This window comes from Mesorhizobium sp. Z1-4 (assembly GCF_004000235.1).
Lineage (GTDB): Bacteria > Pseudomonadota > Alphaproteobacteria > Rhizobiales > Rhizobiaceae > RCIO01.
Genome location: NZ_RCIO01000003.1, coordinates 554,457 through 579,478, shown reverse-complemented (window position 1 = coordinate 579,478; position 25,022 = coordinate 554,457). Strand labels below are relative to the sequence as shown.

The window sequence follows — 25,022 nt, the reverse complement described above, 5'->3', positions numbered from 1 at the left end:
CATACGAACATTTTTTCTTACAGCATAAATTTACACAACCGCCTCAGTCAATCGAACTCGAATACACAAGCAATGCAGCTTGAATTGATCCGGTCATTTATTGACGGGAAGAAGACACCGAGCAAACTACACTCGCTGGCCGTCTTTCACGCGATAGGTCGGCTGATACATCGTCACCAGTTCCTCGGCGGCCGAGGGATGCAAAGCCATCGTCCGGTCGAAATCGTCCTTGGTCAGGCCCGCTTTGATCGGGATACCGAGAAGCTGTGCCATCTCGCCTGCGTCGGGCCCAAGAACATGCGCGCCGAGCACCTTGCGGGTCTCGCCGTCGACGACAAGCTTCATCACCATTCTCTCGTCGCGGCCCGAAAGGGTGTGCCGCATCGGCCGGAAGCGCGCGAGATAGATTTCGAGTTCGCCATACTGTGCTGCGGCGGCGTCTTCCGACAGCCCGACCGTGCCGATTTCCGGCTGCGAAAACACCGCTGTGGGGATTGCCTCATGGTCCGGACTGGTCGGCTTGCCGCGATAGAGCGTATCGATGAGACACATGGCTTCGTGGATCGCGACCGGTGTGAGCTGCACGCGGTTTGTCACGTCGCCGATCGCATAGATGTTGGCGACATTCGTGCGCGAATATTCGTCGACCAGGATTTCGCCGGTCCGGCCGGTCTCCACGCCGGCCGCCTCAAGGCCGAGGCCTTCCGTATTCGGCAAGCGGCCGATGGCGAGCATCATCTGCCCGACCTGCAACGTGTTGCCTGTGTTGAGATGTACCGCCAGCGTGCCGTCCGCCTGCTTGTCGACCCCGATGGCGACCGACTGGCACAGGATGCGGATACCCTTCTTCTCCATCTCCTCGTGCAGCGCCCGCCGCACATCCATATCGAAGCGGCCGAGGATTTCCTTCCCGCGATATATAAGTGTCGTTTCCACCCCGAGGCCATGAAAGATGTTGGCGAACTCGACCGCGATGTAGCCTCCACCTTCGATGGCGATGCTGCGCGGCAGCTCCGTAAGGTGGAACGCCTCGTTCGAGCTGATGCAGTTTTCGCGGCCGGGAAGCGCCTCATGCGGATTGGGACGCCCGCCAGTTGCGATCAGAATCGTTTCCGCGCTCACCACCCGGTCTTCGGCAACGATCCGCACGTGGTGATCGTCGACCAGCACCGCGCGGCTGTCGATCATCTCGGCCTTGGCGTTGTCGAGGCCGGAACGGTAGGCAGCCTCCAGCCGGGCAATTTCCCTGTCCTTGTTGGCTATGAGTGTTGCCCAGTCGAATGTCGGCTTCTCAACCGACCAGCCATAACCCGCCGAATCCTCGAAATGTTCGGCAAACTGCGACGCATAAACAAAGAGCTTCTTCGGTACGCAGCCGCGAATGACACAGGTGCCGCCAAAGCGGTATTCCTCCGCAACCGCAACGCGCTTGCCGAGCGAGGCCGCCACGCGCCCTGCCCGCACGCCGCCCGAGCCTCCGCCAATGACAAAGAGATCGTAGTCGTAACTGGCCATCAGGGCCTCCCGTGGACGCGGCGAAGGGATGGTGGAGCGCACGATCTAGGCACGCGGGCAGCAAAAAGAAAGCCCGGCGCGCGCGCCGGGCTTTCGGTTTCGAAAAATTGAACGGCGGCTGGTACGCTAGTTCGAACCTTCAGGTGCAGCCGGAGCTTCGCCGCCGGCGGGTGCCTTGTCGGCGTTCGCCGCGATGATCGCCTGGACCTTCGAGCCCACACTCTGCGCCAGATCGCGGGCAAGGCCGCGCTGCCAGATACCGGCGGCTTCATGAACCTGACGCGCCACCAGCGCACCGTCCTCCAGCAGCTTTTTGCCTGTTTCCGACTCGTAGAATGCCGTCATTTCCTGAAGCTGCTGCTCGGTGAAAATCTTGGCATAAATCTGCGCCGCCTCGCGCTCAAGGTCGCCCCGGCGCGGGGCAAGGGCCAGCGTTTCCTCATCAACGACATTGCTGATCATGGAGCCGAGATCGGGGTTCTTCTGGATCAGCTCCTGTTTCAGCGCCTGCGCGGCCTGAGGCAACACGCTGTCATATTGCTGCGTCGAGGTCAGCGCTTCGATCGCCGTGCGAGCGGCTTTCAGATGGCTTTCCGAAATGTCCTGCGAAGATGCCGGTGTCGCAATTGCGAACATTGCCGTGGCGGCAACAGCTGCGACAACGGTACGGGCGCGAATGGCCAGATACATAGTTGCGAATACTCCCTAGTGACGGTTTGCCGTGATCGTCTCGATGCCGCTTTCGGCGGCGACGATCGCCACATCCGCCAGCCCCAGAAAAAGACCATGCTCCACCACACCCGGTATGGCGTGGAGGGCTTCGGAAAGCGCTCTTGCATCCCGAATGCGGCCAAAAGATGCGTCTATAATCAAGTGGCCGCCGTCTGTAACAAAAGGCTCATCGCCAGTCATCCGCAAACCGAAGTCACAGTTAAGGCCAAGGCCCGCAACAGCCGCAGAAATCGCCAGTTCGGTCGCCTTCAAGCCAAAGCGATTGACTTCGACGGGCAGCGGAAATGCGCCAAGTTCGGAAACCAGCTTGCTCTTGTCCGCGATGACGATCATCCGCCGTGATGCGGCGGCGACGATCTTTTCGCGCAGAAGGGCGCCGCCGCCGCCCTTGATCAGCGAAAGCTGCGGGTCGATCTCGTCGGCACCGTCAATCACAAGGTCGAGTGCCGGTTCGTCGTCGAGCGTCGTCAGCGGTACACCGAGTTCGTTGCAAAGCGCCGCGGTGCGTTCGGAGGTCGGCACGCCGATGACCTTGAGCCCCGCACCCACGCGCACCGCCAGCAGGCGCACGAACTCTTCCGCCGTCGAGCCGGTTCCGATGCCGAGCTTCATTCCGTCTTCGACATAAGCCAGCGCGGCGCGCGCGGCTTCGATCTTGAGCGTTTTGGGATCCATGGCTGCCTGTCGTGAAAAATGTGATTCGCGCGGCGCGCTGGTAACATCTTTGGCGGCAAGCGCCAAAACATTCCACGCTAACGCCCCGCAATCTTGCCCGGCGCTAAAAGCCGCGCTATCGCCTTGGCGGCATGGAATGGGAGCAGAAATGGTAGCGCCGATCATCGTATTCGACCTCGACGGAACCCTGGTTGATACCGCCCCGGACCTGCTCGACAGCCTCAATCACACCTTGGGGACGATCGATATGGAACCGGTCGACGGCGCCGATATCAGGCGCCTGGTCGGCATGGGCGCCAAGGTGATGATCGAACGCGCTTTCGAGGCACGGCAGCTTGAGCTGACCAAACCCACGCTCGCAAAGCTCTTCGACGTGTTCCTCGAGCATTATTCGGCACACATGCCCGGAAAGTCGCTGCCTTATCCGGGTGTGCCGGAGGCGTTGGACCGGTTTGCGGATGCCGGGTTTTCCTTCGCCGTCTGCACCAACAAATATGAGGGCATGTCGGTCGAACTGCTGGAGAGCCTCGGCTTAAGCGAGCGCTTTAAGGCGATCTGCGGCCAGGATACATTTGCTCACCGCAAGCCGGACCCCCGCCATCTGACCCTCACCATAGAAGCGGCGGGTGGCTCCCCCGGCAACGCAATCATGGTCGGCGATTCCGAAACCGACATCAAAACCGCCATCGCGGCCGGCATCCCGGTGGTTGCCGTCGACTTCGGCTACACCGACCGCCATGTCAGCAATTTCGACCCCTCGCATGTCATTTCGCATTTCGACGAATTGACTGAGCAACTGGTGGGCAGGCTTCTGCGCTCGGTCGCGAACTGACATGTTCGGCGCAGCCGCTGTCCTGAATTGCCGAAAAGGGAATGGTGGGCGATGCTGGGATTGAACCAGCGACCCCACCCGTGTGAAGGGTGTGCTCTCCCGCTGAGCTAATCGCCCCGAAGCCGCTTCTGCGACCGGAAGCGGGATATAAAGTGCGGCCCCGGACCAAGTCAAGCGCGCGAAGCGGCAACGACGATTGCGCCATAGACGCCGGCGGACCGCAAAGAAAAACCCGGCACGATGCCGGGTTTTTCTTTGAGCCGGATGCGGTGCGCGTCAGGTGCTCGGAACGCGCGTTTCGTCGATCTTGCTCATCGCTTTCAGCATATAGCTGTCGCGATCGTAGACGTCGGGCACGTAGTTCACATGACCGGTCGAATCCGGCCAGGCCGTAAAGTAAGAGACATAGACCGGTATCTTGCTGGTCAGCTCCTCCTTGCCGCGCCCGCTCTTCAAGCGGTCGATAACCTGGTCGCGGTCCCAGCTCAACACCGCCGCAGCCATCGCGCGCGGGTCTTCCAGCCGCACACAGCCGCTGGAATAGGCACGGCTTTCGCGATCGAACAGATATTTCTCTGGCGTGTCGTGCATGTAGATCGCGTGTTTGTTGGGGAACATGATCTTCATCTCGCCGAGCGCGTTTTTCGGCCCCGGCGGCTGCCTGACATCGAATGGCGGCCGCGAACCATAAGCGGCCCAGTTGACCGACGAGGACGACACGCGCCGCCCGGAACCATCGGAGACCTCATAGCCTATCCGGTCGAGATAACCCGGATCGTTGACCAGCTTCGGCAGATATTTGTTGACGAGGATCGAGCGCGGCACGCCCCAATAAGGGTGGAACTCAACATATTCGATCTCGTCGTGGAAAAAGTTCGTTTGCTTTCCCCGCTGGCCGACGACCGTCTTCATCGCCAGCTTCTCCGCGCCGTCTTCAAAATAGCGCGCCTTGAATTCCGCTACGTTGATGAAGACGTGACGGTCACCGAACCGGGACGGAAGCCAGCGCAGCTGCTCCATTGCAACCTGAACCTTCTCGACCCGGTCGGCCTTGGAGTCGCCCGCAATTGCTCCGACGGTCCGCGGGCCGATCACGCCATCGGCGCCGACGCCAGCCTTTTTCTGTGCCGCCTTGATCAGAGGCACCAGCTCCGGCGAATAGGTCTCGGTATCGATGTTCGCTGCAAGCAGTTCGCCGAACTCGGCCCTGAACGCCTCATCGGCATCGCGATCGATGACCTTGAGCAATTTGGTGAATTCGGGCGAAGACTGTCCGGCGCGCAGCATCAGGTCGGGCGACACGACGATGGCTTTTTCCTGACTCGACCGAAGCTCAGCCAGTTCCGCCTTGAGTGCGGCGTAGGCGCCGTTTTCCGGATGTACCGCTTCCATGTAGGTGCGAACGGCGAATGTATCGCCAAGCACGTCGAGCACATGGCCCAGATCCAGCGTCTTCAGCTCAAAGTCGTGATAGCCGGAGATCCGGTTGGGGTCGACGCGACCGCCATTGGCGTCACGCATATAGCGCAGCACACGGGCCGACAGCGTCATCTCGAACTGTGCCAGGCGCAGTGCCGGGTCGATCGCCTCGCCCTCACCAGCCGGCCTGTGGATCGCAGGCACCAGATACTCTTCGGCTACAAGCCCGTGTTCCGGCGCTTCAGCGAGCACCGCAAGCGCCTCTTCCGCACGATGATTGGGTTTGCCGTCACGCACCCAGATGAAGTCCGGATCGGCTCCGTAATGGGCAAGTATCGCGTCGGCGATTTCTTTCTCCGCCATCAGGTCGAAGGCCTGCAGGCTGCTGATCGCATCGGCGAACTTGCCCGCACCGCCATCCACCTCCGGCAATATGATTGCCGGCGCTGCCTCGGAAGGGTCCGAAACGGAGGCAAGGACCACTTCACGTGCAGCGGCACGTTCGGTTGTCGCGTCGCCATCCTCGAGCTTGCTGATCAGGGCGGCAAAGTCCACGCGGACGAGCGGATCGACCTTGTAATTGTAATACTGAGGCGACGAAACCCGCGCGATGACGACCTTCTTAGGGGGTTCCGGTTCGACCTGCTCGACCCGTTTGATCCGCTTTCCGCCGAACAGGCGATCAAAAAGCGTTTCAGCGGATGCCTGCTGCGTCCCCAGCAGAACCATTCCGGAAAAGACAGCCGTCGCAGCCATCAATCCGCGTTTGGCGAATAGTCTCATCGATCACCCAATCCGACCGTAAATCCGGCCCATAAAGTCCGTTGCCTGAATATGCGAAGCAGATACGCAACAATCATACGTGCCGATTGCCGGAGCGTTAAGGTCGAATATGCCCGCACGGCGGATTTGATGCGTTTTTCGCGAAAACGTGATGCAATTTCGCCTCGGTGAGGCCTTTCGTGCTCAGGCTGTCGCGCCACGGGTGCTGGCCGGGCGGCGGCTGAACCAGGCAGCCAGGGCCAGACCCGAGAGTATGTGCCACACACCCCACCAGGCCGCCACGATTGCCATGCCGCCGAGGCCGCCGAAGAAATTGAAGATGAGAATCAGCCCCAAACCGGAATTCTGGATGCCGGTTTCGATCGATACGGCCCTGCGGTCGTACTCCGTCAGCCCGCCGGCCCAGGCAATGCCGTAACCGCCGGCAAGCGCGATGGCGTTGTGAAGCAGCACCAGCCCTGCCACCAGGCTCACATAATTGAGGAAATGCTGCCAGTTTGCTGCCAGCGCGCCGAGAACGAAGCCGGCGAAGATAACCATCGAAAGAACCCGCATTGTGCCGCGAATACGCGCCGAGAACGCAGGGAAGCGTGCATTGATCGTCATGCCGATAATGAGCGGGAAGACAAGCAGGATGGCCACCGTCCAGGCCATCTCGAAGGGCGAAACGCTGGTTTCGTTCAACAGCGGCAACGTCGGCGCGTAGAGACTGCCCCAGAATGCCAGGTTGAACGGTGTCATGATCGTCGCACAGACCGTTGCGACCGCCGTCAGGCTCACCGAAAGTGCGGTATTGCCCCCTGCCCGGTGCGTGATGAAATTCGAGATGTTGCCGCCCGGACATGCGGCGACCAGCATCATGCCCAGCGCCATGCTGGGTGCCGGCCGAAGCAGTAGCACCAGCAGAAATGTCGCGGCGGGCAAAAACAGGAACTGCGAGAAAAAGCCCAGCAGCAGCGCGCGCGGCGTGTCGAGCAGGCGCCGGAAATCGCCCAATGTCAGATCGAGCGCCACTCCGAACATCACGATGGCGAGGATTCCGTTGAGAAGCATCAGGCTTCCGGGGCTGAAATTCAGCATCACAGAATCGACTTCGCTCATTACCGGCTTTCTCCATGCATCGCGCGTTCGGCTGCGGGCGACACTAGCAGCCGATTGACCGAATGCGAAACCCGGCAGGCAGTGGACATTCGCCGCGCCAGGACTAAAACGGCGGGAACCGCAGCCATCCACCTGGAACGCTAAAAATGTCCAATCCTTCCGCCATGGAAATGTTTCCGCTCGCCGCCGATGAGACGCCCTACCGCAAGCTCACCTCCGACTTCGTTTCGGTGGACACATTCCGCGGAGAAGACATTCTCACCGTCGAACAGGAAGGGCTCAGGCTTCTTTCTGAAACCGCGTTCGCCGACATCAATCACTTGCTGCGGCCGGGGCACCTGAAACAGCTGGCATCGATCCTGGAAGACAGCGAAGCGACCGACAATGACCGCTTCGTTGCTTATGACCTGCTCAAGAACGCCAATATCGCGGCGGGTGGCGTGCTGCCGATGTGCCAGGACACCGGCACCGCGATCGTGATGGGCAAGAAGGGCCGGCGCGTGTGGACCGATGGCGGCGATGCCGATGCGCTGGGCCGCGGCGTGCTCGACGCCTACGAGAAGAAGAACCTGCGTTATTCGCAGCTGGCGCCGCTGGCGATGTTTGAGGAAAAGAACACGAAGAACAACCTGCCGGCGCAGATCGACATCTACGAGGAAGGCGAAGACGCCTACAAATTCCTCTTTGTCGCCAAGGGCGGCGGCTCGGCCAACAAGACGTTCCTTTATCAGGGCACGCCGTCACTGCTGACGCATGACCGCATGATCGAGTTCCTGAGGGAGAAAATCCTCACGCTCGGCACCGCAGCCTGCCCGCCCTATCACCTGGCGATCGTGATCGGCGGCACTTCCGCCGAGATGAACCTGAAGACGGTCAAGCTCGCTTCTACGCGTTATCTCGACACATTGCCGACCTCGGGCAGCGAGGCCGGTCACGCCTTCCGCGATCTCGAAATGGAAGCCGAGGTTCACAAGCTCACACAACAGATGGGCGTCGGCGCACAGTTCGGCGGCAAATATTTCTGCCACGACGTGCGGGTGATCCGTCTGCCGCGCCACGGCGCCTCGCTGCCGATCGGGCTTGGCGTATCCTGTTCGGCCGACCGTCAGGCAATGGGCAAGATCACCCGCGATGGCATCTTCGTGGAACAGCTGGAAACCAACCCGGCGAAATACATGCCCGACATCGACGAGAGCTCGCTGACCGACCACGTGGTGCGCGTCGATCTCAACAAGCCGATGACTCAGATTCTGAGCGAGCTCAGCCAACACCCTGTGAAGACTCGCCTTTCGCTTTCCGGCCCGATCATCGTCGCGCGCGATCTGGCGCATGCGAAGATCCGCGCTCGGCTGGAAGCCGGCGAGCCGATGCCCGACTATTTCAAGAACCACCCGATCTATTACGCCGGGCCGGCGAAGACACCGGCAGGTTACGCTTCGGGCTCGTTCGGCCCCACGACCGCAGGCCGCATGGACTCGTTCGTGGACCAGTTCCAGTCTTTCGGCGGCTCCATGGTGATGCTTGCCAAGGGCAACCGTTCGCGCCAGGTGCGCGAAGCCTGCGGGCGCCATGGCGGCTTTTATCTTGGTTCGATCGGCGGGCCGGCGGCGCGCCTGGCGCAGGATTGCATCAAGAAGGTCGAAGTGGTCGAGTACCCCGAACTCGGCATGGAAGCGATCTGGCGTATCGAGGTCGAGGATTTTCCGGCCTTCATCGTTATCGATGACAAGGGCAACGACTTCTTCAAGGAACTCAATCTCGGCTGAGGTGAGACGATGAAAAAGGGCTACAAGGCGCTGGTCGACGAGGCCAATGCCGAAATCGAAACGATCTCTCCGCAGGAAGCCGCAAAGCGGGCGGAAGGCGGCGACACGCTTCTGATCGACATTCGAGACATCCGCGAATTGCAGCGCGAAGGTCGCGTGCCCGGAGCCAACCATTGCCCGCGCGGCATGCTGGAATTCTGGATCGACCCCGAAAGCCCGTACCACAAGGAGATATTCTCCTCTGGCAAGAGTTTTGTCTTTTTCTGCGCGGCAGGCTGGCGCTCCGCTCTAGCCACCAAGACCGCGCAGGATATGGGCCTCGGGAAGGTCGCGCACATCGAAGGCGGCTTCGGCGCATGGCGCGATGCGGGACTTGCGGTCGAAGTCCCGCCGGAACGCGCCAAGAGCTGATATCAGGCGACTGCCGCGCGCGCCGCCGTGATGTCGGGGTCAGTCAGGAATTCGACGATGCGGTTCTTCACGTCGCAATCGCTCAGGATGCGGCGATGTCCCAACCCTGGCGCCCAAACAAGCCGCACATGCGGCCCGGCTTTGGCCATCGATTCGGCCTCGCTCGCCGGCACTTCCTTGTCGTCGGGCGCGTGCACCACCAGCGCAGGCAGCGGATGTTCGGCGAGCTGCCGTGCAACCACGAACTCCTCCAGCGGCCGCCCGGTGATCTTGAGTACGAGGGCGGCAAGCGCAGTCTGGGCGCGCACGCCAAGATTGAGAAACCGCCCGAACTCGCGAAATATCGCCGGCATGGAACTGGGGGCTGAAACCGTGACCAGCCTGCCGGCCGCGACCGCGGGAATACCGTTGACCGACCCGACAATCGCATTCGCGGCGACCGCACCGCCGAAGGAATGGCCGACAATCGCGGAAAACGGCCCGAACCACTGGTCGGCTGCGTGAACCGAAGCTACGGCATTTGCCATGTTCAGGTTTCGGCCGCCCGATTCGCCGTGCCCTGGAAGGTCCAGCGCGATGACCCGGAAACCACCTTTCACCAGCGCGTCGACAATGCCCGACATATGCGCCGCCCGCGAGCGCCAGCCATGCAGCACAAGAACGGTGGGCGCGCGCCGACCCTGCGGCGAAGCAAAATCATAAGCCGTGATCCAGCCCCCGCCGTCGAGATTGAGACGGTGCCGCCGCCCCTCCCGCATAACGTGCTCGGCCTTTTCCAGTGCCGCACGTTCCTTGTCGGACACCTTGCCAGGTCTGGGAACCCGGCTGAACAGCTGAAAAGCCGCACGACCCGTTGCTGCTGGCGACACATGTTCCGCAACGGCAAACAGCCCGCGGATGACCATGAAGCCGAATGATGCCATAGTGGGATTCCTTGAAATAGTTCAAACATGAACATATTAGTTCAACCATGAACAAACTACAAGACCTGCCCTGGGACAATCCGCGTTTTAAAAACTGGATTGCCGTCATCCGAGCTGAGAAGGCGATCGTGCGCGAATTGAGCAAGTCGCTCGCGCCGCTCGGCCTCAAGCTCGTTCAGCTCGACATACTGATGAACCTGCATCGGCATCCGGGCATGTCGCAGCATGAACTGGCGCGAAAGCTGCTAGTTGGCCGCTCCAACATCACGATGCTTCTGCCGCAGCTGGAATCGCAGGGGCTGTTGCGGCGCGAGGGCGACGCCAAGGACAAAAGGGTTATGAGGCTCTATTTGACCGACGCAGGAGAGACCCTGCTTACAGAAGCGCTGGCAATTTACACTGCGCTGATCGACCGGGTGATGGCTCAATCCACCCCGGCCGAATGCGAAGCGCTGGGCGAACAGATGCATCGCATTGCCGAAATGCTGAAAGAGGATTAGCGCCGCATAGCGCGGGAGTTAGCGTTCCTCCAACAACCGCATCAAATACCGGACAGACTTGGCGCCATGCTGCAGGTCGGCCCGACCGACTTCCTCAAAACCCAGCCGCGCATGAAAGGCATCCGATTCCGGATTGGGAGGCTGGCTGTTGACCTCGCATACGACCCGGTCGTGACCGGCCGCCTGCGCTTTTTGAAACAGCCCTTCGTAAAGGCGCCTTGCAAGGCCCCGCCCCTGATGCCCTGCATCGACCACGATGCGATCGACATAAACGAACCTCGCATAGCGTTCGCGAAACCAGCCAAAGTTCGGACTGTCATAGTCCGCGGTCTGGTCGAACGCGATCAGCAGCGCTGCCGCCCGGTCAACGCAGTCCGCCGCGAAGGCTGTTTTCACAAGCTGATCCCAACGTTCGCCCGTCAGCATCGACGTTTGCACGGCGTGGGCATTGTTAAGGGCCAGAAGCCGATCCCGTGCCGCTTCGCCCTGCTCGGCTATCGTTTCAATTGTCGGTTCGCTCATGCCAGCCATGCTTGTGGGCAACGCGCCATGCGGTCAAGGCATCCGCCCGGCGGTCAGCATGGTAAATGCGCCTCGACGCCGATTATCCAAGCATTAACCATATTCCTGCACCCTCACCGTGGTTTCTGTTTCAGCGAGTGAGTGCCGTATGCGTTTGTTCCCCGCCCTGGTGGCTGTCGCCGCCACACTCATCCTCGCCGCCTGCACCACAAAGCCAAAACAGGCCGAAACGCCAAAGCTGGCATTCGCGGCCGAAAAGCGGGCGGACCTTTCGCAGCCGGGCAACATCATGTCCTTCCCCGGACCACGCGGCACATTACGCGGACGCACCATCCGCGTCGGCAATCTCTCCGATCTCATACTCGCCCGCGGCGAGGTCGTTCTGACCTTCGACGACGGTCCGATCCCCGGAAAAACACCATCGATCCTGAACACGCTGGACCGGCACGGCGTAAAAGCGACGTTTTTCACCGTCGGCCAGATGGCAAACGCTTATCCGCATCTGGTGCGCGATGTCGCCGCGCGCGGTCACACCATCGCGACGCATACGCAGAACCATCCGAACCTTGCCTCCATGTCTTTCGAAAGCGCCGTGGCCGAGATCGACAAGGGCAAGCGCAGTGTGGCGGCAGCCCTCGGCCCGAACCGGTCGCGTATCGCGCCCTTCTTCCGCTTCCCCTATCTAGCTTCGACGGCAGCGCTCCGGCGGCATCTGGCCATGCAAGGCACAGTCGTTGTCGACCCGACCGTGGATTCCAAGGACTACTTCGTTTCAACGCCGGATCAGGTGCGCGCCCGCACGATCGCCAGGCTCGAGGCGAAAGGTTCGGGTATCGTGCTTTTCCACGACATCCACTCGCGCACCGCATCGATGCTGCCGCAGTTTCTGGACGATCTCAACAAGCGCGGCTTCAAGGTCGTTCATCTGGTACCACGCTCACGCGACGCTGAAGCGCTGATCGTTGCCGCGGTCTCGCAGTAACGCTTCACCACATCGTCTTCGCGGCTCTGCCCGGCCAGTCGGCGTCATAGGCGTCGCCATCGACTTCGCCTCGGCTTGTGCGGGACAGCATCTGGCCGGGGGTCGGCAGCCCGACCGCCCGCGACTGGCGGTCGATATCCCACAGCCCCGCCCGTTTGATTGCTCTGGCACACTGAAAGTAGGTGCTTTCGACCGTGACGATGGTGACCGAACGCGGGGCTTTGCCCTCGACCGCGAAGGACGCGCATAAGTCATCGTCTGAGCTGATGATGGCGCGACCGTTGATGCGCAGCGCTGTCGTTGAGCCGGGGACAAGAAACATCAGCGCAACGCGCCCGTCGCGAACGATGTTGCGCAGGGAATCCATGCGGTTGTTGCCGCGCCGGTCCGGCAGCATCACCGTTCTCTCGTCAGCGATGCGGACGACGTCGCACAAATCGCCGCGCGGCGAACAGTCAACGCCTTCGGGGCCAACCGTCGCCAGCGCAACAAAAGGCGACGCCTCGATGAACGCGGCATATTCGGGAACGATGTGGTCCACCTCTTTTACCAGAGAGGTCCGACCGGGCTTGCCATAGAGCTCTTCAAGTTTCTCGATCGTGGTGATCTTTGTCATGCCCTGTCCTCAATCCCGGCGCGCCCTTAGCCGCGCGAAAGCCCTTTTTCCTCGAGTTCGGACAGATAGGATGCCCATCGCACCTCCCTCTCCTTCCCGAGCGTGTCGAGATAGACCCACGTGAACAGCCCGGTATCGTGGCCGTCGTCAAACAGGATGCGCACCGCATAATTGCCAACCGGCTCAATGGCGCGAATGGCGACCTCGCGTTTGCCCGGCACAGTCACGCGCTGGTCCGGCGAATGGCCCTGCACTTCGGCCGAAGGAGACAGAACACGCAACAGTTCCGCCGGCAGCCTGTACGCGGTTTCGCCGAACGTGACGGTCAGTTCGCGGCGGTCCCTGGACACCCGCAGTTCGGTTGGTGGGGTCATTGATCACCTGCTTTCAGGGCAATGCCATAACGCCGCTTTGAATTCTGGTCCATGCCCTCCGGGGCCTGTCGCAATTGCACCTTGCGGCAGCGCGATGATACGAGATAGCCACGGTACTTGATTTGCCGCGCCCGAACCCGACATTTGGTTGAGGAGTTTCGTCGAACCATGCAGCACTCTGCACAGATGATCGATCCATTCGGCCGCGGCATCACCTATCTGCGTGTGTCGGTCACCGACCGTTGCGACTTCCGCTGCACCTATTGCATGGCGGAAGACATGACCTTTCTGCCCAAGAAGGACCTGTTGTCGCTTGAGGAACTGGACCGCCTGTGTTCGGTGTTTGTCGAAAAGGGCGTGCGCAAGCTGCGGCTGACCGGCGGCGAACCGCTGGTGCGCAAGAACGTCATGCACCTGATACGCCAGCTTTCGCGTCATCTGGACAGCGGCGCGCTCGACGAACTGACCCTGACCACCAACGGCTCCCAGCTCGCTCGACATGCCGCGGAGTTGGCCGATTGCGGCGTAAAACGCATCAATGTCTCGCTCGACACGCTTGACCCGGTCAAATTCCGTGAAATCACCCGCTGGGGCGATCTCGACAAGGTGCTTCGCGGCATCGACGCAGCCCGCAATGCCGGCATCAAGATCAAGATCAACGCCGTTGCGCTGAAAAACTTCAACGACCGCGAAATCCCTGAACTGATGCGCTGGGCACATGGTTCGGACATGGATTTGACGTTGATCGAAACCATGCCGATGGGCGAAATCGACGCCGATCGGACCGACCAGTATCTGCCTCTGTCGGCGATGCGCGCGACGCTGGAACAGAGCTTCACTTTGACCGACATCCCGTACAAGACCGGCGGCCCGGCGCGCTATGTCGAAGTAACAGAAACAGGCGGCAGGCTGGGGTTCATCACGCCGATGACCCACAATTTCTGCGAAAGCTGCAATCGCGTACGACTGACCTGCACCGGAACACTGTATATGTGCCTCGGCCAGGAAGATGCCGCCGATCTGAGGGCGCCGTTGCGCGCATCGGAAGGTAACGATGTTGTATCGGAGGCAATCGACGAAGCAATCGGCCGCAAGCCCAAGGGCCACGATTTCATTATCGACCGCAACACAAAGCGACCTTCAGTGTCGCGGCACATGAGTGTTACTGGCGGCTGAGCACCTCATACTGGCCCAATTGTCAGTGCCAGCGGTCGGTACTAAGCATTCAGTGCACGCCTTCGTACTGAATCGGAATTCTCGTATTGTCAGCCAATCCGCGCGCCGCGCTTTTCATGGCGCTGGCCATGTTCGGCTTTTCAGCCAATGACGCGATCGTCAAGAGCCTGACCGACGCCTTCAGCGTCGGCCAGATCATGCTGATCCGCGGCATGTTCGCGACACTTCTGATCGGAATGCTGGCCTGGCACCAGGGTGCGCTTCGCCGTCCCTCACTGGTGCTCAACCCGCTGGTTGCAGCACGCGCGGGCTGCGAGCTAGGCGCGACTTTCCTGTTTCTGTTTGCCCTTGCCAACATGGCGTTTTCCAACGTCTCAGCCATCCTCCAGTCGCTGCCGCTGGCGGTAACCATGGGCGCTGCCCTGTTTTTTCGTGAACCGGTGCGATGGCGGCGCTGGATCGCCATCGCAATCGGTTTCACCGGCGTGATGGTGATCGTTCGACCGGGTGTCGAAGGCTTCAACACGTTTTCGATTGCCGTCCTGATAAGCGTCTGCTTTGCGGCCACGCGCGATCTCATTACCCGCGGCATACCGGAGGAAATACCTTCGCTCATGATTTCGACCACGACAGCGCTCGGCGTGACCATCGCAGGCGGCATCATGGTCGTGCCGCTCGGAGGCTGGGCGCCGGTAACGGCATCCGATATCGGTCTTCTTGCTGCCGCGGCGGTGCTGCTGCTCGTCGGCTACCAGTTCATTATCCTGGCTATGCGCACCGGTGAAATCGCATTCGTAGCACCGTTTCGCTACACAGCGCTTTTATGGGCGGTGCTCTTCGGCGTATTCCTGTTCAACGAAAAACTCGACACGCCGATGATCGTCGGTTCGGTATTGATTATCGGCTCGGGGCTCTACTCTCTCTACCGCGAGCGCAAGGTTGGCCGCGCAAAGCCGATCTCGGACACCACCGGCGAAGGCATGGCGCCGGATGGACTTTGAACGCCCGCACCGTATGAAAATGCTTGACTTCAAGTGCGGTTGAAATCGTCTTGATACGCAGTGATCGTTTGCGTGCGAATGATATGAAAGAGATCTGATGCAGCCACGCTGGCTGGACAATTCCACTCCGCCTCACATTTTTACCCTGGTTGTCATTGCGGCGATCGGCGCCCTTTCGATGAACATCTTTCTGCCGTCGCTGCCAGGCATCGCCAAATACTACGACACCGACTACCGAGCAGCGCAGCTGCTGGTTCCGGTCTTCCTGGCGGCGACAGCGTTTCTGCAGCTGCTGATCGGGCCTTTGTCCGACCGCTTCGGCAGGCGACCGGTGCTGATGGTCTCGTTGGCGATATTCATCGTCGCAACCGTTGCCGCATCGTTCATGCCGACGATCGAAGCCCTTCTGGTATGCCGGGTCTTCCAGGCGTTTTCCTCCGCGGGCATCGTTCTGTCGCGCGCCGTCGTGCGCGATACGGTGAATCACGTCGACGAAGCGGCAAGCCGCATCGGCTATGTGACGATGGGCATGGCCGTCGTGCCCATGATCGCCCCGACAATCGGTGGCTTCCTCGAAGAACTTCAGGGCTGGCAATCGACGTTCTGGTTTGCCGCCGGCTTTGGTCTGCTTGGATTGGCGCTGGCCTATTTCGATCTCGGGGAGACCAACAAGGCGCCCGAATCCAACATGGCCGAACAGGTTCGGTCCTACCCTGAGCTGTTCCGCTCGCGACGCTTCTGGGGCTACACGCTGACAGCCGCCCTCACCTCGGGAACGTTTTTTGCGTTTCTCGGAGGCGGTCCGTTCATCGCAACGGAATATCTGCGCATGACGCCTTCGGGCTACGGCATTTATTTCGGGCTTGTGGCGATGGGTTATGTCGTCGGCAATTTCCTCTCGGGCCGCTACTCGCGGCAGATTGGCACCAACCGCATGATTCTGGCGGGTTGCCTGATCGCCGTCGCCGGCGTCGGCGTCTCGATAGTCCTATTCTCGACCGGAATGGTTCACCCCATGTCGCTGTTCCTGCCGGCAGGCATCATCGGCATAGGCAATGGAATGACATTGCCCAACGCGAATGCCGGCATGGTGAGCATTCGGCCGCGTCTGGCCGGCGCTGCATCTGGCCTGGGCGGCACCCTGCAGCTTGGCGGCGGTGCTTTGATGGCCCTTGCTGCAGCGGCGGTGCTGACGCCTGAAAGCGGACCCAACCCGCTTCTCTACGTTATGATGTTGTCGGCGGTGCTGGCCGTGTTGAGCACTATCTATGTCATGTTCGTCGACTGGCAGATGCGGGACACTTAGCGTGCGCGGGTATGGTTGAGACAATCGCGGGTCTGATATTGGCAGGAGGCGCCTCACGCCGGATGGGCGGGAGCGACAAGTTTCTGCTGCAAATCGGCGGTCAACGCCTGATCGACCGGGCAATCGACAGGCTCCGACCGCAAGTCGGGCCCGTTGCCATCAGCGCCAATTGCGACCCGTCCAGGCTCGGCGATACGCGGCTGCCCGTGGTGCCCGACGCCGAACCGGCCGGTCGCGGGCCACTCGCCGGAATTCTTGCCGGCCTGGAATGGGCCCGTGCCGAAACCACCGTGAGCCACCTGGTCACTGCTGCAAGTGACGCTCCGTTTTTCCCGGCCGACCTTGTGGCAAGACTGGTTGCCTCGGCCCGAACCTCCGGCCAGATCGTACTTGCCGCATCGCGAGGCCGCCGGCATCCGGTTTTCGGCCTCTGGCCGCTCGGAGAATACGAACCGCTGGGCGACTGGCTTCGCAGCGGAACATCGTTGAAGGTCACCGACTATGTCGGCAGCCGGAACAACACGGCCTGCGATTTCCAGGACGAAACCGGCATCGATCCATTCTTCAACGTCAATACGCCCGAACACCTCGATGAGGCGCAGCGCCTGGCGGAGACCCGGCAATGACACCTGTGCTCGGAATTGCCGGCTGGAAGAACTCCGGCAAGACGACGTTGGTCGAGCGGCTGGTTGCCGAACTGGCTGCGCGAGGCCTGACGGTGGCAACGGTCAAGCACGCACACCACGATTTCGATATCGACGTGCCCGGAACCGACTCCTACCGGCACCGGGCCTCGGGTGCGCGCGAAGTTGCGATTGTGTCCGCGCGCCGCTGGGCAATGATGCATGAACTGCGTGACGAAAACGAACCTGCCCTCGATGCCGTGCTCGCCCGGCTTTCGCCAGCCGACATTGTCATAGTCGAGGGCTGGAAACATGGCGGGCATCCCAAAATCGAGCTGCGACGCCGCTCGGCCGGTGAAGAACGCCCGCTTGCGGACACCGATTCCTCGGTAATCGCAATCGCAGCCGATTATGAGATTCGCGCCAAATCCCTGCCCGTGTTCGATATCGACGACGTCGGCGCCATCGCAGACTTTGTCGTCGGCCGTTTTAGTCTCGGCGCATGAGACGTCTGTAACGGGCATGTACTATTAGCGGTTGCAATTCTCTCCGCGACAATGGGAATATCGGTCAGGGGGTGCGGCAAAGACCGCGCCCAGCACGCGGACGCCGGTTCCGGCGCACCGAATGACCACAGAGAGGAATAAAATGCGTATTTCGAAGCGTATCGTACTCGCCGCAGCCGCCGCGCTGGCCGTCACCATGGGCGGCGCGCAGGCCCAGGACATGATGAAGCTCAAGATCGGCACCGAAGGCGCCTATCCGCCCTTCAACAACCTTGAGGCGGATGGCTCGCTGGTCGGTTTCGACATCGACATCGCCAAAGCGCTCTGCGAGGAAATGAAGGCAGACTGCGAATTCGTCACCCAGGACTGGGACGGCATCATTCCGGCACTTCAGGCCGGCAAGTTCGACGCCATCATTGCCTCCATGTCGATCACCGAAGAGCGCATGGAGAAGGTCGACTTCACCAACAAGTACTACAATACGCCGCCGGCGCTGGCAGCGCCGAAGGACACCGACATCGCCGGTGTGACCAAGGAAGACCTGGCCGGCAAGGTGGTCGGCGCACAGGGTTCGACCACGCACTCGAACTATGCCGAGGCGACCTACACCGACAGCGAGGTGAAACTTTATCCCACCGCCGACGAATACAAGCTCGACATCAACAGCGGCCGCGTCGATGCCGTGGTCGACGATGTCATCGTTCTGCAGGACTGGCTGGCCACCGACGACGGCGCCTGCTGCAAGATCGTCGGCACCATCACCCCGGTTGTCGAAATCCACGGCCCCGGCGCTGGTATTGCCATCCGCAAGGGCGAGGATGAGCTGCGCGAAAAATTCAACGCAGCGATCGACGCGATCCGCGCCAATGGCAAGTACAAGGAAATCAACGACAAGTACTTCGATTTCGACGCTTACGGCAGCTGATAGCCCGTCGCGTATGACATTGCGGAAGGCGTAAACGCCTTCCGCATCCCTCCAGAAAGCGGGGATATGGAGAACTTTCTGGGCCTTTTGAGCTTTGGCGCCGAGGGTTGGGGCGACGAGATCGCCTCCGGCGTCGGGGTGACCGTATCGCTCGCGCTCGCAACTTTGCCATTCGGCTTGGTACTCGGTTTCTTCGTCGCGCTGGCAAAGCAGTCGGAAGAACCCTCGTTGCGGCTGGCCGGCAACATATACACCACGATCTTCCGTGGCTTGCCGGAACTGATGACGCTGTTTCTCATCTATTTCGGCGCCCAGATCGGCTTGCGTCAGTTTCTGATCTTCATCGGCGTCGAAACCGCGATCGAGATCAACTCCTTCCTTGCCGGCATGCTGGCCCTGGGCGTTGTCTTTTCCTCCTACGCATCGGAAGTGTTTCTGTCTGCATTCCGCGCCATACCGCGCGGGCAATATGAAGGTGGCTACGCCGTCGGCCTCAGCTACGGGCTGACGATGCGCAAGGTCGTGATGCCGCAGCTCATTCGCCTTGCCCTGCCCGGACTGTCGAACCTGTGGCTGGTCCTGTTGAAAGACACCGCGCTCGTTTCCACCATCGCGCTCTCCGATATCCTGCGCCAAACCGGGATCGCAGCGCGCGTCACCAAACAGGCGTTCTTCTTCTACGGCACCGCGTTCATTCTCTACCTCCTGCTTGCCATCCTCTCCGGCCTGGTGATCAGCCGCATTGAACGGTTCGGCCAGAAAAGCGAGCTGGCGCGATGACCGACATGGCGCTCAACCGGACAGCAGTCGAACGGCCACCGGCGCCGCCGCGCCGTTGGACAGCCGGCAGGTTCTGGGGAAATGCGGTCGTTGCACTGTGGGTTCTGATCGGCGTTGGGTTTGTCTGGTATCTCGCCAGCTCGTGGAACCCCGAATTCGTCGAGAAATACGGTCCGCGCTACTGGTCCGGCCTCAAGGTCACTGTCAGTCTGGTGCTGTCCTCCCTGGTCGCGGGGGCCCTTCTTTCGCTGCCGATTGCGCTCGGACGGCTGTCGAAAAACCGGTACATCGGCGCCCTCGCCTATGCCTATATCTACACCTTTCGCGGTACGCCGCTGCTGGCACAGGTATTTCTGATCTATTACGGCCTCGGGCAGTTTTCCAACGAGCTGAAGTCGATCGGCCTGTGGGGCTTTTTCCGAGATGCGTGGAATTGCGGCTTTCTGGCATTCACACTGAACACCGCTGCATACCAGGCCGAGATTCTTGCCGGCGCCATCAAGAGCGTTCCCAAAGGCCAGTGGGAGGGCGCCTCGGCGCTGGGATTGCCAAAGCTGTTCACGTTCCGGAAAATTATCCTGCCGCAAGCGCTGATCGTGGCGCTACGCCCCTATGGCAACGAGATCATCCTGATGATTAAGGGCTCAGCCATTGTCGCCATCATCACAGTCTATGATCTTATGGGCCAGGCACGCTGGGTGTTTTCCAAGACATTCGATTTCCAGGCCTATCTTTGGGCGGCGGTATTCTACCTGATCGTCGTCGAAATCCTGCGCAATATATGGGCCTGGATCGAGGCGCGCTTGACGCGCCACCTCATTCGCTGAATACCCCGAAGCACGAACACACAGTCCGGAGAATTGAATGGCTTCCGTCGCGTTTCTCGGGCTCGGCGTCATGGGCTACCCCATGGCCGGGCATCTCGTTCACAAAGGCAAGCACAAGGTAGCGGTCTACAACCGCACCCAGGCAAAGGCCGAGAAATGGACCGCCGAACATGGCGGCATCTTTGCCCCGACGCCGGCCGCCGCGGCACGCGGAAAAGAATTTGTCATGGCCTGCGTCGGCAATGACGATGACCTGCGCTCGGTGACGCTGGGCTCCGATGGCGCGTTCGCCACGATGGAGCGCGGATCGGTATTCGTTGACCACACCACCGCCTCCGCCGAGGTCGCGCGCGAACTGGCCGAAGAGGCGAAGAAGCGCGGTATCGGTTTTGTCGATGCGCCGGTTTCAGGCGGTCAGGCTGGTGCCGAAAACGGCGTGCTCACCGTGATGTGCGGCGGCGAGAAGGCCGATTTCGACAAAGCCGGACCGGTGATCGATTCCTATGCCCGCATGGTCGGGCTCATGGGTCCGGCAGGTGCCGGCCAGTTGACCAAGATGATCAACCAGATCTGCATCGCCGGGCTCGTTCAGGGGCTCGCCGAAGGCATCCACTTCGGCAAGAAGGCCGGGCTCGACATCGAAGCGGTGATCGACGTCATCTCCAAGGGAGCAGCCGGCTCCTGGCAGATGGAAAACCGCTACAAGACGATGAACGAAGGCAAATACGATTTCGGTTTCGCCGTCGACTGGATGCGCAAGGACCTCGGCATCTGCCTCGCCGAAGCTGACCGCAACGGCGCGAAACTGCCGGTTACCGCACTTGTCGACCAGTTCTACAAGGAAGTGCAGCAGATCGGCGGCAATCGCTGGGACACGTCCTCGCTTCTGGCGCGGCTGGAGAGATAGCCTTGGTCCCGCTCACGCCGGACTCAAGCGCGGCCGAGGTCATCGCATATCTGCGTTCCCTCAGCTCGGAAGAGAACCGGCAGGGCATGAAACGCTATGGCATCAGGATCGACCGCGCGCTCGGTATCTCCCACGGCATCCAGCGCGATATCGCGAAGAAGATCAAACGCAACCATGAACGCGCTTTCGAGCTTTGGGAAAGCGGCATCAGGGAAGCGCAGTTCATCGCCTCGCGCACGGCCGATCCGAAAATTTTCACCGTCCAGAATGCCCGAAACTGGGCGGCCGAGTTCGATTCATGGGACATTGTCGACGGCGTTTCGGACCTGTTCGTCGACACGGACCACTGGCAGGCGCTGATCGAGGAATTTGCCGAAGACGAACGGGAATTCGTCCGCCGGACCGCCTTCGCGATGTTGTGCTGGGCAACCGTTCACCGCAAGAAGGAGCCGGATTCGACCTTCGAGGCCTATCTGCCGCTGATCGAGAAGCACGCACGGGATTCGCGCAACTTCGTCAGGAAAGCGGTCAACTGGGCACTCCGCACGATCGGCAAACGCTCGCTTGCCCTGCACGCACCCGCGCTTGCGGTGGCGGAGAAGCTCGCCGCGTCCTCCGACACCACCGCGCGGTGGATCGGCAAAGATGCAGTGAGAGAACTTACCGCCGAAAAAACCCGTGATCGGCTGGCGGCAAAAGCCGTGAAGTCGGCTGACAGGCAGCGCCGGAAGCCGGCTGCTCATTGACGGCTGACAGCGGCGCGCCTTTACTGCCGGTTATGATGCTACGAACCGATATCAGGAAGGTTGCGCCGATTGCGCTGGCACTCGGACTGGCAGGCAGTGCCTTGCATGCCATGCCTGCAGCGCAACGTGTTGGCTTCGACGATTTGCGCAGCCTCGACGCCGCGGCCGCGGAAGGCACCTCCCAAACTGTCGAACTGCGCGGTTTCATGCTGCCGGCCGATCAGGAGGGCGACCTCGTTTACGAGTTTCTGCTGTTTGCCGCGCCGGGCGCCTGCAGTCACGTCGCGCCGCCGCCCGCCAATCAGGTTGTGCGGGTGATACCCGACAGGCCTTTCCATGCCGACCATATGTATCAATCGGTCAGCGTCAGCGGCACCCTGTTCTCGGAGCATAACAGGGCACAGCTATACGTCCTTGACGGTGTCCGGGTGGTGGAATCCGCGTTTCGTATCAGCGCAGCGGCTGTCGACGCGATCGACATGCGCCCGCCGGCGCCACGCACTCAGGATTCGCCATGGAAAAGGCTGGAGAACCGGAAGGCTCAGCCTTAACCCCCGCTGCTCTGCCCACCCTTGTCGAGCACCATATAGTCGAGCGGCAGCTCGGTTGTGTATTTGATCTGCTCCATCGCGAAGGTAGACGACACGTCGCGGATTTCGATCTTGGCGATGAGCTTCTTGTAGAAATTGTCATAGGCGGCGATGTCCGGCACCACGACGCGCAGGAGATAGTCGACGTCACCGCTCATGCGGTAGAACTCGACCACCTCCGGAAATTCCTGAATGACTTCGGAGAACCGCTTCAGCCACTCGAGGCTGTGCATGTTTGTGCGGATTGCAACGAATACCGTCACGGCGGCATTCACCCTGCCGGGATCCAGAATGGCGACACGCCGCTTGATAACCCCCTCTTCCTCAAGCTTCTGGATGCGCCGCCAGCAGGGCGTCGTCGAAAGCCCGACCTTCTTGGCGATATCGGCAACGGCGAGTGTTGTATTCTCCTGCAGAAGACGCAGGATTTTGCGGTCGAGGCGGTCCATCGGAGGCTCCGTTAGAATGAGTTTCCGATATCGGGTCACATTGCCCAAAAATCAAGAACATTATTCTACTGGACGAGCAACATGCCTAGCCGTGGCGCACAATCCTCTCGGCGACCGCATCGCGCAGTACGGGCACCAGCTCATCTCCGAACCAGGGATTGGCCTTCAGCCATCCCGTGTTGCGCCATGACGGGTGCGGAAGTGGAATGACCAGCGGCGAGCCTGTCTTTTCGGCAAATGCGCGCCAGCCACGTACCGTCTCGGTCACGCTCTGTTTGCCCTTGATGCCAAGGTGCCAAGCCTGGGCATACTGCCCAATGACCAGCAGTAGATCGATCTGCGGCATTGCCGCCATCAGATCCAAACGCCAGGCTGTCGCGCATTCGCGGCGTGGCGGCAGGTCGCCGCCCTTTGCGTCCAGGCCCGGAAAACAGAACCCCATCGGGACGATGGCGAAGTTGCCGGTATCGTAGAACTCGTCACTCGTGACACCGAGCCATTCGCGCAGCCGATCGCCAGAACGGTCGGTAAAGGGTTTGCCGCTCTCATGCACGCGTGTCCCCGGCGCTTGCCCGGCGATCATGATGCGGGCGGTTGCGGAGGGCACAACGACCGGACGAGGCTCGTGCGGCAGCGGCTTGCCTTGCGGATGGTCGACGCAGATGCGGCAGGCTCGGATTTCGGCCACCTTCCCGGCAAGCTGCCTGTCTCGCACCGGGCGCATCAGGCCTCGGCGCTCGGGCGCGCCTTCATGGCTGCATACCAGCGCCGCACGTTCGCGCAACTTTCGGGCACCTCAAGACGTGCCGGTTTCATGAAATCGATGGCGATCATGCCGGTAATATCGGCGATGGAAAATTCCTCGCCGGCAACAAACGGCCGGTCGCCGAGATCGGCATCGAACAGGGCGAGGAATTCAAGCGCTTTCGGCTTGTTGGCCTCGCCCCACTCCGCGATCTGCGGCACCTCCCATTCTCTCATCGCCGGGTGAATGTGCCGGAACGCCTGTGCCACCGGCATCATCAGATTGAGCTCCATCCGCCGCTGCCACATCTCGACTCTGGCCTTGCCCAGCGCATCGCGGCCGAACAGCGGCGGCTCGGGGTGCGTTTCCTCGAAATAACGGCAGATCGCGACCGACTCCGTCAGCACCGAGCCGTCATCGAGCACCAGCACCGGCAGCCGCATCAGGGGATTGAGCTGCTCGATTTCCGGCGCCTTGTGGCCAAGCTCGTTCATATCGACCGGAACAAGTGGCACCTCGATGCCCTTTTCGGCAAGGAACACCCGTACCCGCCGCGGATTGGGCGCCCGCCCCCCGTCATAAAGCTTCATGCCGGCCTCCCGAATTCACCTCGCTGATTAGAGCAGAAAGCCGCCGGCCTTTTCCAGAAGCCAGCCAAGAAAATCGTGCTCATTTTCGCGCGGCTGGCCGTTCGTCGCCCGCCATGCGCTTGGCTCGACGAACTCACCGCGCCATGCGCCACGCCGGTTCCTGCGCGCGGCAAGTTCGTCTGCGCCATAGTCGCCATAGGCGGTGGCCCAGCCCGACGAAACCATCTCGCGGTTGAGATCGACGCCCCCTGCCCGGCAAACTGCGAGCAACCGGCCATAGCGATCGCGCCGGGTTCCGTCGCATTTCAGGTCGGAGGCAGAGGCGAGGCGAAGCAGATGAGCCTCGGCCTCGCGCCCGCAGGCATAGATTGCGCCCTCACGCTCACACGTCTGGTTCTTCTCGAAAGCGTCGATCCCCATCAGCCTGATACGTTCGCCCTGAAGTGTCAGCGTATCTCCGTCGTGAATGCGGGCACTGCCGCTGATTTCCACCCGGCCCAGCTCCTCAAGCCGCGCCGCCAGCAGAGCGCAGGCGCCGAAAAGCGCGACTACAACGATCCAGCCGGTCAGCTGTCCACCGCGCCGGCGCCCGCTGCGCCGCCTGAAACGTGGTTTACGAAAAGATAAAAAACGCATTGCTGGAAGGGTCTCTTAATCATTCCCGCATAGCGTCATTTGCCAGATTGATCGTTCGAAATTC

29 protein-coding genes and 1 tRNA gene are annotated in these 25,022 nt (G+C 61.0%); 16 read left to right on the top strand and 14 right to left on the bottom strand.

Going from position 1 to position 25,022, the window contains the following annotated elements:
• Window positions 1-126: 126 nt before the first annotated feature.
• From gor to rpiA, 3 genes are all read right to left on the bottom strand, one after another.
• Window positions 127-1,515, bottom strand: a complete 1,389-nt coding sequence (gene gor / locus EP165_RS14230) for a glutathione-disulfide reductase (protein ID WP_127523459.1) — start codon at window positions 1,513-1,515, stop codon at window positions 127-129.
• Between the two features lie 126 nt (window positions 1,516-1,641).
• On the bottom strand, window positions 1,642-2,205 hold the full coding sequence (locus EP165_RS14225; protein WP_127523458.1) for a DUF2059 domain-containing protein: 564 nt from the start codon (window positions 2,203-2,205) through the stop codon (window positions 1,642-1,644).
• Between the two features lie 15 nt (window positions 2,206-2,220).
• Entirely contained in the window at window positions 2,221-2,922 is a 702-nt protein-coding gene (gene rpiA, locus EP165_RS14220) for a ribose-5-phosphate isomerase RpiA (RefSeq protein ID WP_127523457.1), read from the bottom strand.
• Between the two features lie 148 nt (window positions 2,923-3,070).
• Here rpiA and EP165_RS14215 point away from each other — a divergent pair, with 148 nt between their 5' ends.
• Window positions 3,071-3,754, top strand: coding sequence for an HAD family hydrolase (locus tag EP165_RS14215; RefSeq protein WP_127523456.1), 684 nt, complete (start codon window positions 3,071-3,073; stop codon window positions 3,752-3,754).
• Between the two features lie 42 nt (window positions 3,755-3,796).
• Here the strand turns inward: EP165_RS14215 and EP165_RS14210 are convergent.
• The 3 genes from EP165_RS14210 to EP165_RS14200 all read right to left on the bottom strand — a co-directional run bounded on the left by EP165_RS14210 (window position 3,797) and on the right by EP165_RS14200 (window position 7,057).
• Window positions 3,797-3,871 (bottom strand) — tRNA-Val (locus EP165_RS14210).
• A 159-nt stretch (window positions 3,872-4,030) separates the two neighbouring features.
• Window positions 4,031-5,956, bottom strand: coding sequence for a L,D-transpeptidase family protein (locus tag EP165_RS14205; protein ID WP_127523455.1), 1,926 nt, complete (start codon window positions 5,954-5,956; stop codon window positions 4,031-4,033).
• Between the two features lie 183 nt (window positions 5,957-6,139).
• A complete protein-coding gene (locus EP165_RS14200; protein ID WP_127523454.1) occupies window positions 6,140-7,057 on the bottom strand; it encodes a bile acid:sodium symporter family protein in 918 nt (305 codons plus the stop codon).
• Window positions 7,058-7,203: 146 nt separating this feature from the next.
• Between EP165_RS14200 and EP165_RS14195 the strand changes: the two genes are divergently transcribed.
• Entirely contained in the window at window positions 7,204-8,823 is a 1,620-nt protein-coding gene (locus EP165_RS14195) for a fumarate hydratase (protein WP_127523453.1), read from the top strand.
• Window positions 8,824-8,832: 9 nt separating this feature from the next.
• A complete protein-coding gene (locus EP165_RS14190) occupies window positions 8,833-9,234 on the top strand; it encodes a rhodanese-like domain-containing protein (protein WP_127523452.1) in 402 nt (133 codons plus the stop codon).
• Between the two features lie 2 nt (window positions 9,235-9,236).
• On the opposite strand, the gene EP165_RS14185 is transcribed toward EP165_RS14190, so the two are convergent.
• The gene (locus tag EP165_RS14185; protein WP_127523451.1) at window positions 9,237-10,157 is read right to left on the bottom strand and encodes an alpha/beta fold hydrolase; all 921 of its coding nucleotides are present in this window, start codon (window positions 10,155-10,157) and stop codon (window positions 9,237-9,239) included.
• A 47-nt stretch (window positions 10,158-10,204) separates the two neighbouring features.
• On the opposite strand from EP165_RS14185, the gene EP165_RS14180 reads away from it, so the two are divergent.
• Window positions 10,205-10,657, top strand: a complete 453-nt coding sequence (locus EP165_RS14180) for a MarR family winged helix-turn-helix transcriptional regulator (RefSeq protein WP_127523450.1) — start codon at window positions 10,205-10,207, stop codon at window positions 10,655-10,657.
• Between the two features lie 18 nt (window positions 10,658-10,675).
• Here the strand turns inward: EP165_RS14180 and EP165_RS14175 are convergent, their stop codons facing one another.
• The gene (locus tag EP165_RS14175) at window positions 10,676-11,179 is read right to left on the bottom strand and encodes a GNAT family N-acetyltransferase (RefSeq protein WP_127523449.1); all 504 of its coding nucleotides are present in this window, start codon (window positions 11,177-11,179) and stop codon (window positions 10,676-10,678) included.
• Window positions 11,180-11,327: 148 nt separating this feature from the next.
• Between EP165_RS14175 and EP165_RS14170 the strand changes: the two genes are divergently transcribed.
• Window positions 11,328-12,161, top strand: a complete 834-nt coding sequence (locus EP165_RS14170; protein ID WP_127523448.1) for a polysaccharide deacetylase family protein — start codon at window positions 11,328-11,330, stop codon at window positions 12,159-12,161.
• Between the two features lie 4 nt (window positions 12,162-12,165).
• Here the strand turns inward: EP165_RS14170 and EP165_RS14165 are convergent, their stop codons facing one another.
• Together EP165_RS14165 and EP165_RS14160 are read right to left on the bottom strand one after the other, a co-directional pair.
• Complete coding sequence (locus EP165_RS14165) at window positions 12,166-12,777, bottom strand: pyridoxamine 5'-phosphate oxidase family protein (protein WP_127523447.1); 612 nt, start codon at window positions 12,775-12,777, stop codon at window positions 12,166-12,168.
• A gap of 26 nt (window positions 12,778-12,803) precedes the next feature.
• A complete protein-coding gene (locus EP165_RS14160; protein WP_127523446.1) occupies window positions 12,804-13,151 on the bottom strand; it encodes a gamma-butyrobetaine hydroxylase family protein in 348 nt (115 codons plus the stop codon).
• A 168-nt stretch (window positions 13,152-13,319) separates the two neighbouring features.
• Here EP165_RS14160 and moaA point away from each other — a divergent pair, with 168 nt between their 5' ends.
• The 11 genes from moaA to EP165_RS14105 all read left to right on the top strand — a co-directional run bounded on the left by moaA (window position 13,320) and on the right by EP165_RS14105 (window position 22,499).
• Window positions 13,320-14,327 (top strand): GTP 3',8-cyclase MoaA, encoded by a 1,008-nt coding sequence (gene moaA, locus EP165_RS14155; RefSeq protein WP_127523445.1) that lies wholly within the window; start codon window positions 13,320-13,322, stop codon window positions 14,325-14,327.
• 86 nt (window positions 14,328-14,413) lie between these two features.
• A complete protein-coding gene (locus EP165_RS14150) occupies window positions 14,414-15,328 on the top strand; it encodes a DMT family transporter (protein WP_245440148.1) in 915 nt (304 codons plus the stop codon).
• A 94-nt stretch (window positions 15,329-15,422) separates the two neighbouring features.
• On the top strand, window positions 15,423-16,634 hold the full coding sequence (locus EP165_RS14145; protein ID WP_127523444.1) for a multidrug effflux MFS transporter: 1,212 nt from the start codon (window positions 15,423-15,425) through the stop codon (window positions 16,632-16,634).
• Window positions 16,635-16,645: 11 nt separating this feature from the next.
• Window positions 16,646-17,260 carry a molybdenum cofactor guanylyltransferase MobA gene (gene mobA, locus EP165_RS14140; protein WP_127523443.1) on the top strand — a complete coding sequence of 205 codons (615 nt, stop codon included), beginning with the start codon at window positions 16,646-16,648 and terminating at the stop codon, window positions 17,258-17,260.
• The gene (mobB, locus tag EP165_RS14135) at window positions 17,257-17,763 is read left to right on the top strand and encodes a molybdopterin-guanine dinucleotide biosynthesis protein B (RefSeq protein ID WP_127523442.1); all 507 of its coding nucleotides are present in this window, start codon (window positions 17,257-17,259) and stop codon (window positions 17,761-17,763) included. Before mobA ends, mobB begins: the two co-directional genes overlap by 4 nt.
• A 142-nt stretch (window positions 17,764-17,905) precedes the next feature.
• Window positions 17,906-18,688: an ABC transporter substrate-binding protein gene (locus EP165_RS14130; RefSeq protein WP_127523441.1), complete on the top strand. Its 783-nt coding sequence runs from the start codon at window positions 17,906-17,908 to the stop codon at window positions 18,686-18,688.
• Between the two features lie 66 nt (window positions 18,689-18,754).
• Complete coding sequence (locus EP165_RS14125; RefSeq protein WP_127523440.1) at window positions 18,755-19,468, top strand: ABC transporter permease; 714 nt, start codon at window positions 18,755-18,757, stop codon at window positions 19,466-19,468.
• Complete coding sequence (locus tag EP165_RS14120; protein WP_127523439.1) at window positions 19,465-20,295, top strand: ABC transporter permease; 831 nt, start codon at window positions 19,465-19,467, stop codon at window positions 20,293-20,295. Before EP165_RS14125 ends, EP165_RS14120 begins: the two co-directional genes overlap by 4 nt.
• Window positions 20,296-20,332: 37 nt before the next feature.
• Complete coding sequence (locus tag EP165_RS14115) at window positions 20,333-21,202, top strand: NAD(P)-dependent oxidoreductase (protein ID WP_127523438.1); 870 nt, start codon at window positions 20,333-20,335, stop codon at window positions 21,200-21,202.
• Window positions 21,203-21,204: 2 nt separating this feature from the next.
• Window positions 21,205-21,948: a DNA alkylation repair protein gene (locus EP165_RS14110; RefSeq protein ID WP_127523437.1), complete on the top strand. Its 744-nt coding sequence runs from the start codon at window positions 21,205-21,207 to the stop codon at window positions 21,946-21,948.
• A 35-nt stretch (window positions 21,949-21,983) separates the two neighbouring features.
• A complete protein-coding gene (locus EP165_RS14105; protein ID WP_164743043.1) occupies window positions 21,984-22,499 on the top strand; it encodes a DUF3299 domain-containing protein in 516 nt (171 codons plus the stop codon).
• Here the strand turns inward: EP165_RS14105 and EP165_RS14100 are convergent.
• The 4 genes from EP165_RS14100 to EP165_RS14085 all read right to left on the bottom strand — a co-directional run bounded on the left by EP165_RS14100 (window position 22,496) and on the right by EP165_RS14085 (window position 24,958).
• The gene (locus EP165_RS14100; RefSeq protein WP_127523435.1) at window positions 22,496-22,987 is read right to left on the bottom strand and encodes an Lrp/AsnC family transcriptional regulator; all 492 of its coding nucleotides are present in this window, start codon (window positions 22,985-22,987) and stop codon (window positions 22,496-22,498) included. The genes EP165_RS14105 and EP165_RS14100 overlap by 4 nt on opposite strands.
• An 85-nt stretch (window positions 22,988-23,072) precedes the next feature.
• On the bottom strand, window positions 23,073-23,711 hold the full coding sequence (locus EP165_RS14095) for a uracil-DNA glycosylase family protein (protein WP_127523434.1): 639 nt from the start codon (window positions 23,709-23,711) through the stop codon (window positions 23,073-23,075).
• Complete coding sequence (locus EP165_RS14090) at window positions 23,711-24,322, bottom strand: glutathione S-transferase (RefSeq protein WP_127523433.1); 612 nt, start codon at window positions 24,320-24,322, stop codon at window positions 23,711-23,713. The genes EP165_RS14095 and EP165_RS14090 overlap by 1 nt, the downstream gene beginning before the upstream one ends.
• Before the next feature lie 27 nt (window positions 24,323-24,349).
• Complete coding sequence (locus EP165_RS14085; RefSeq protein WP_127523432.1) at window positions 24,350-24,958, bottom strand: thermonuclease family protein; 609 nt, start codon at window positions 24,956-24,958, stop codon at window positions 24,350-24,352.
• Between the last annotated feature and the right edge of the window lie 64 nt (window positions 24,959-25,022).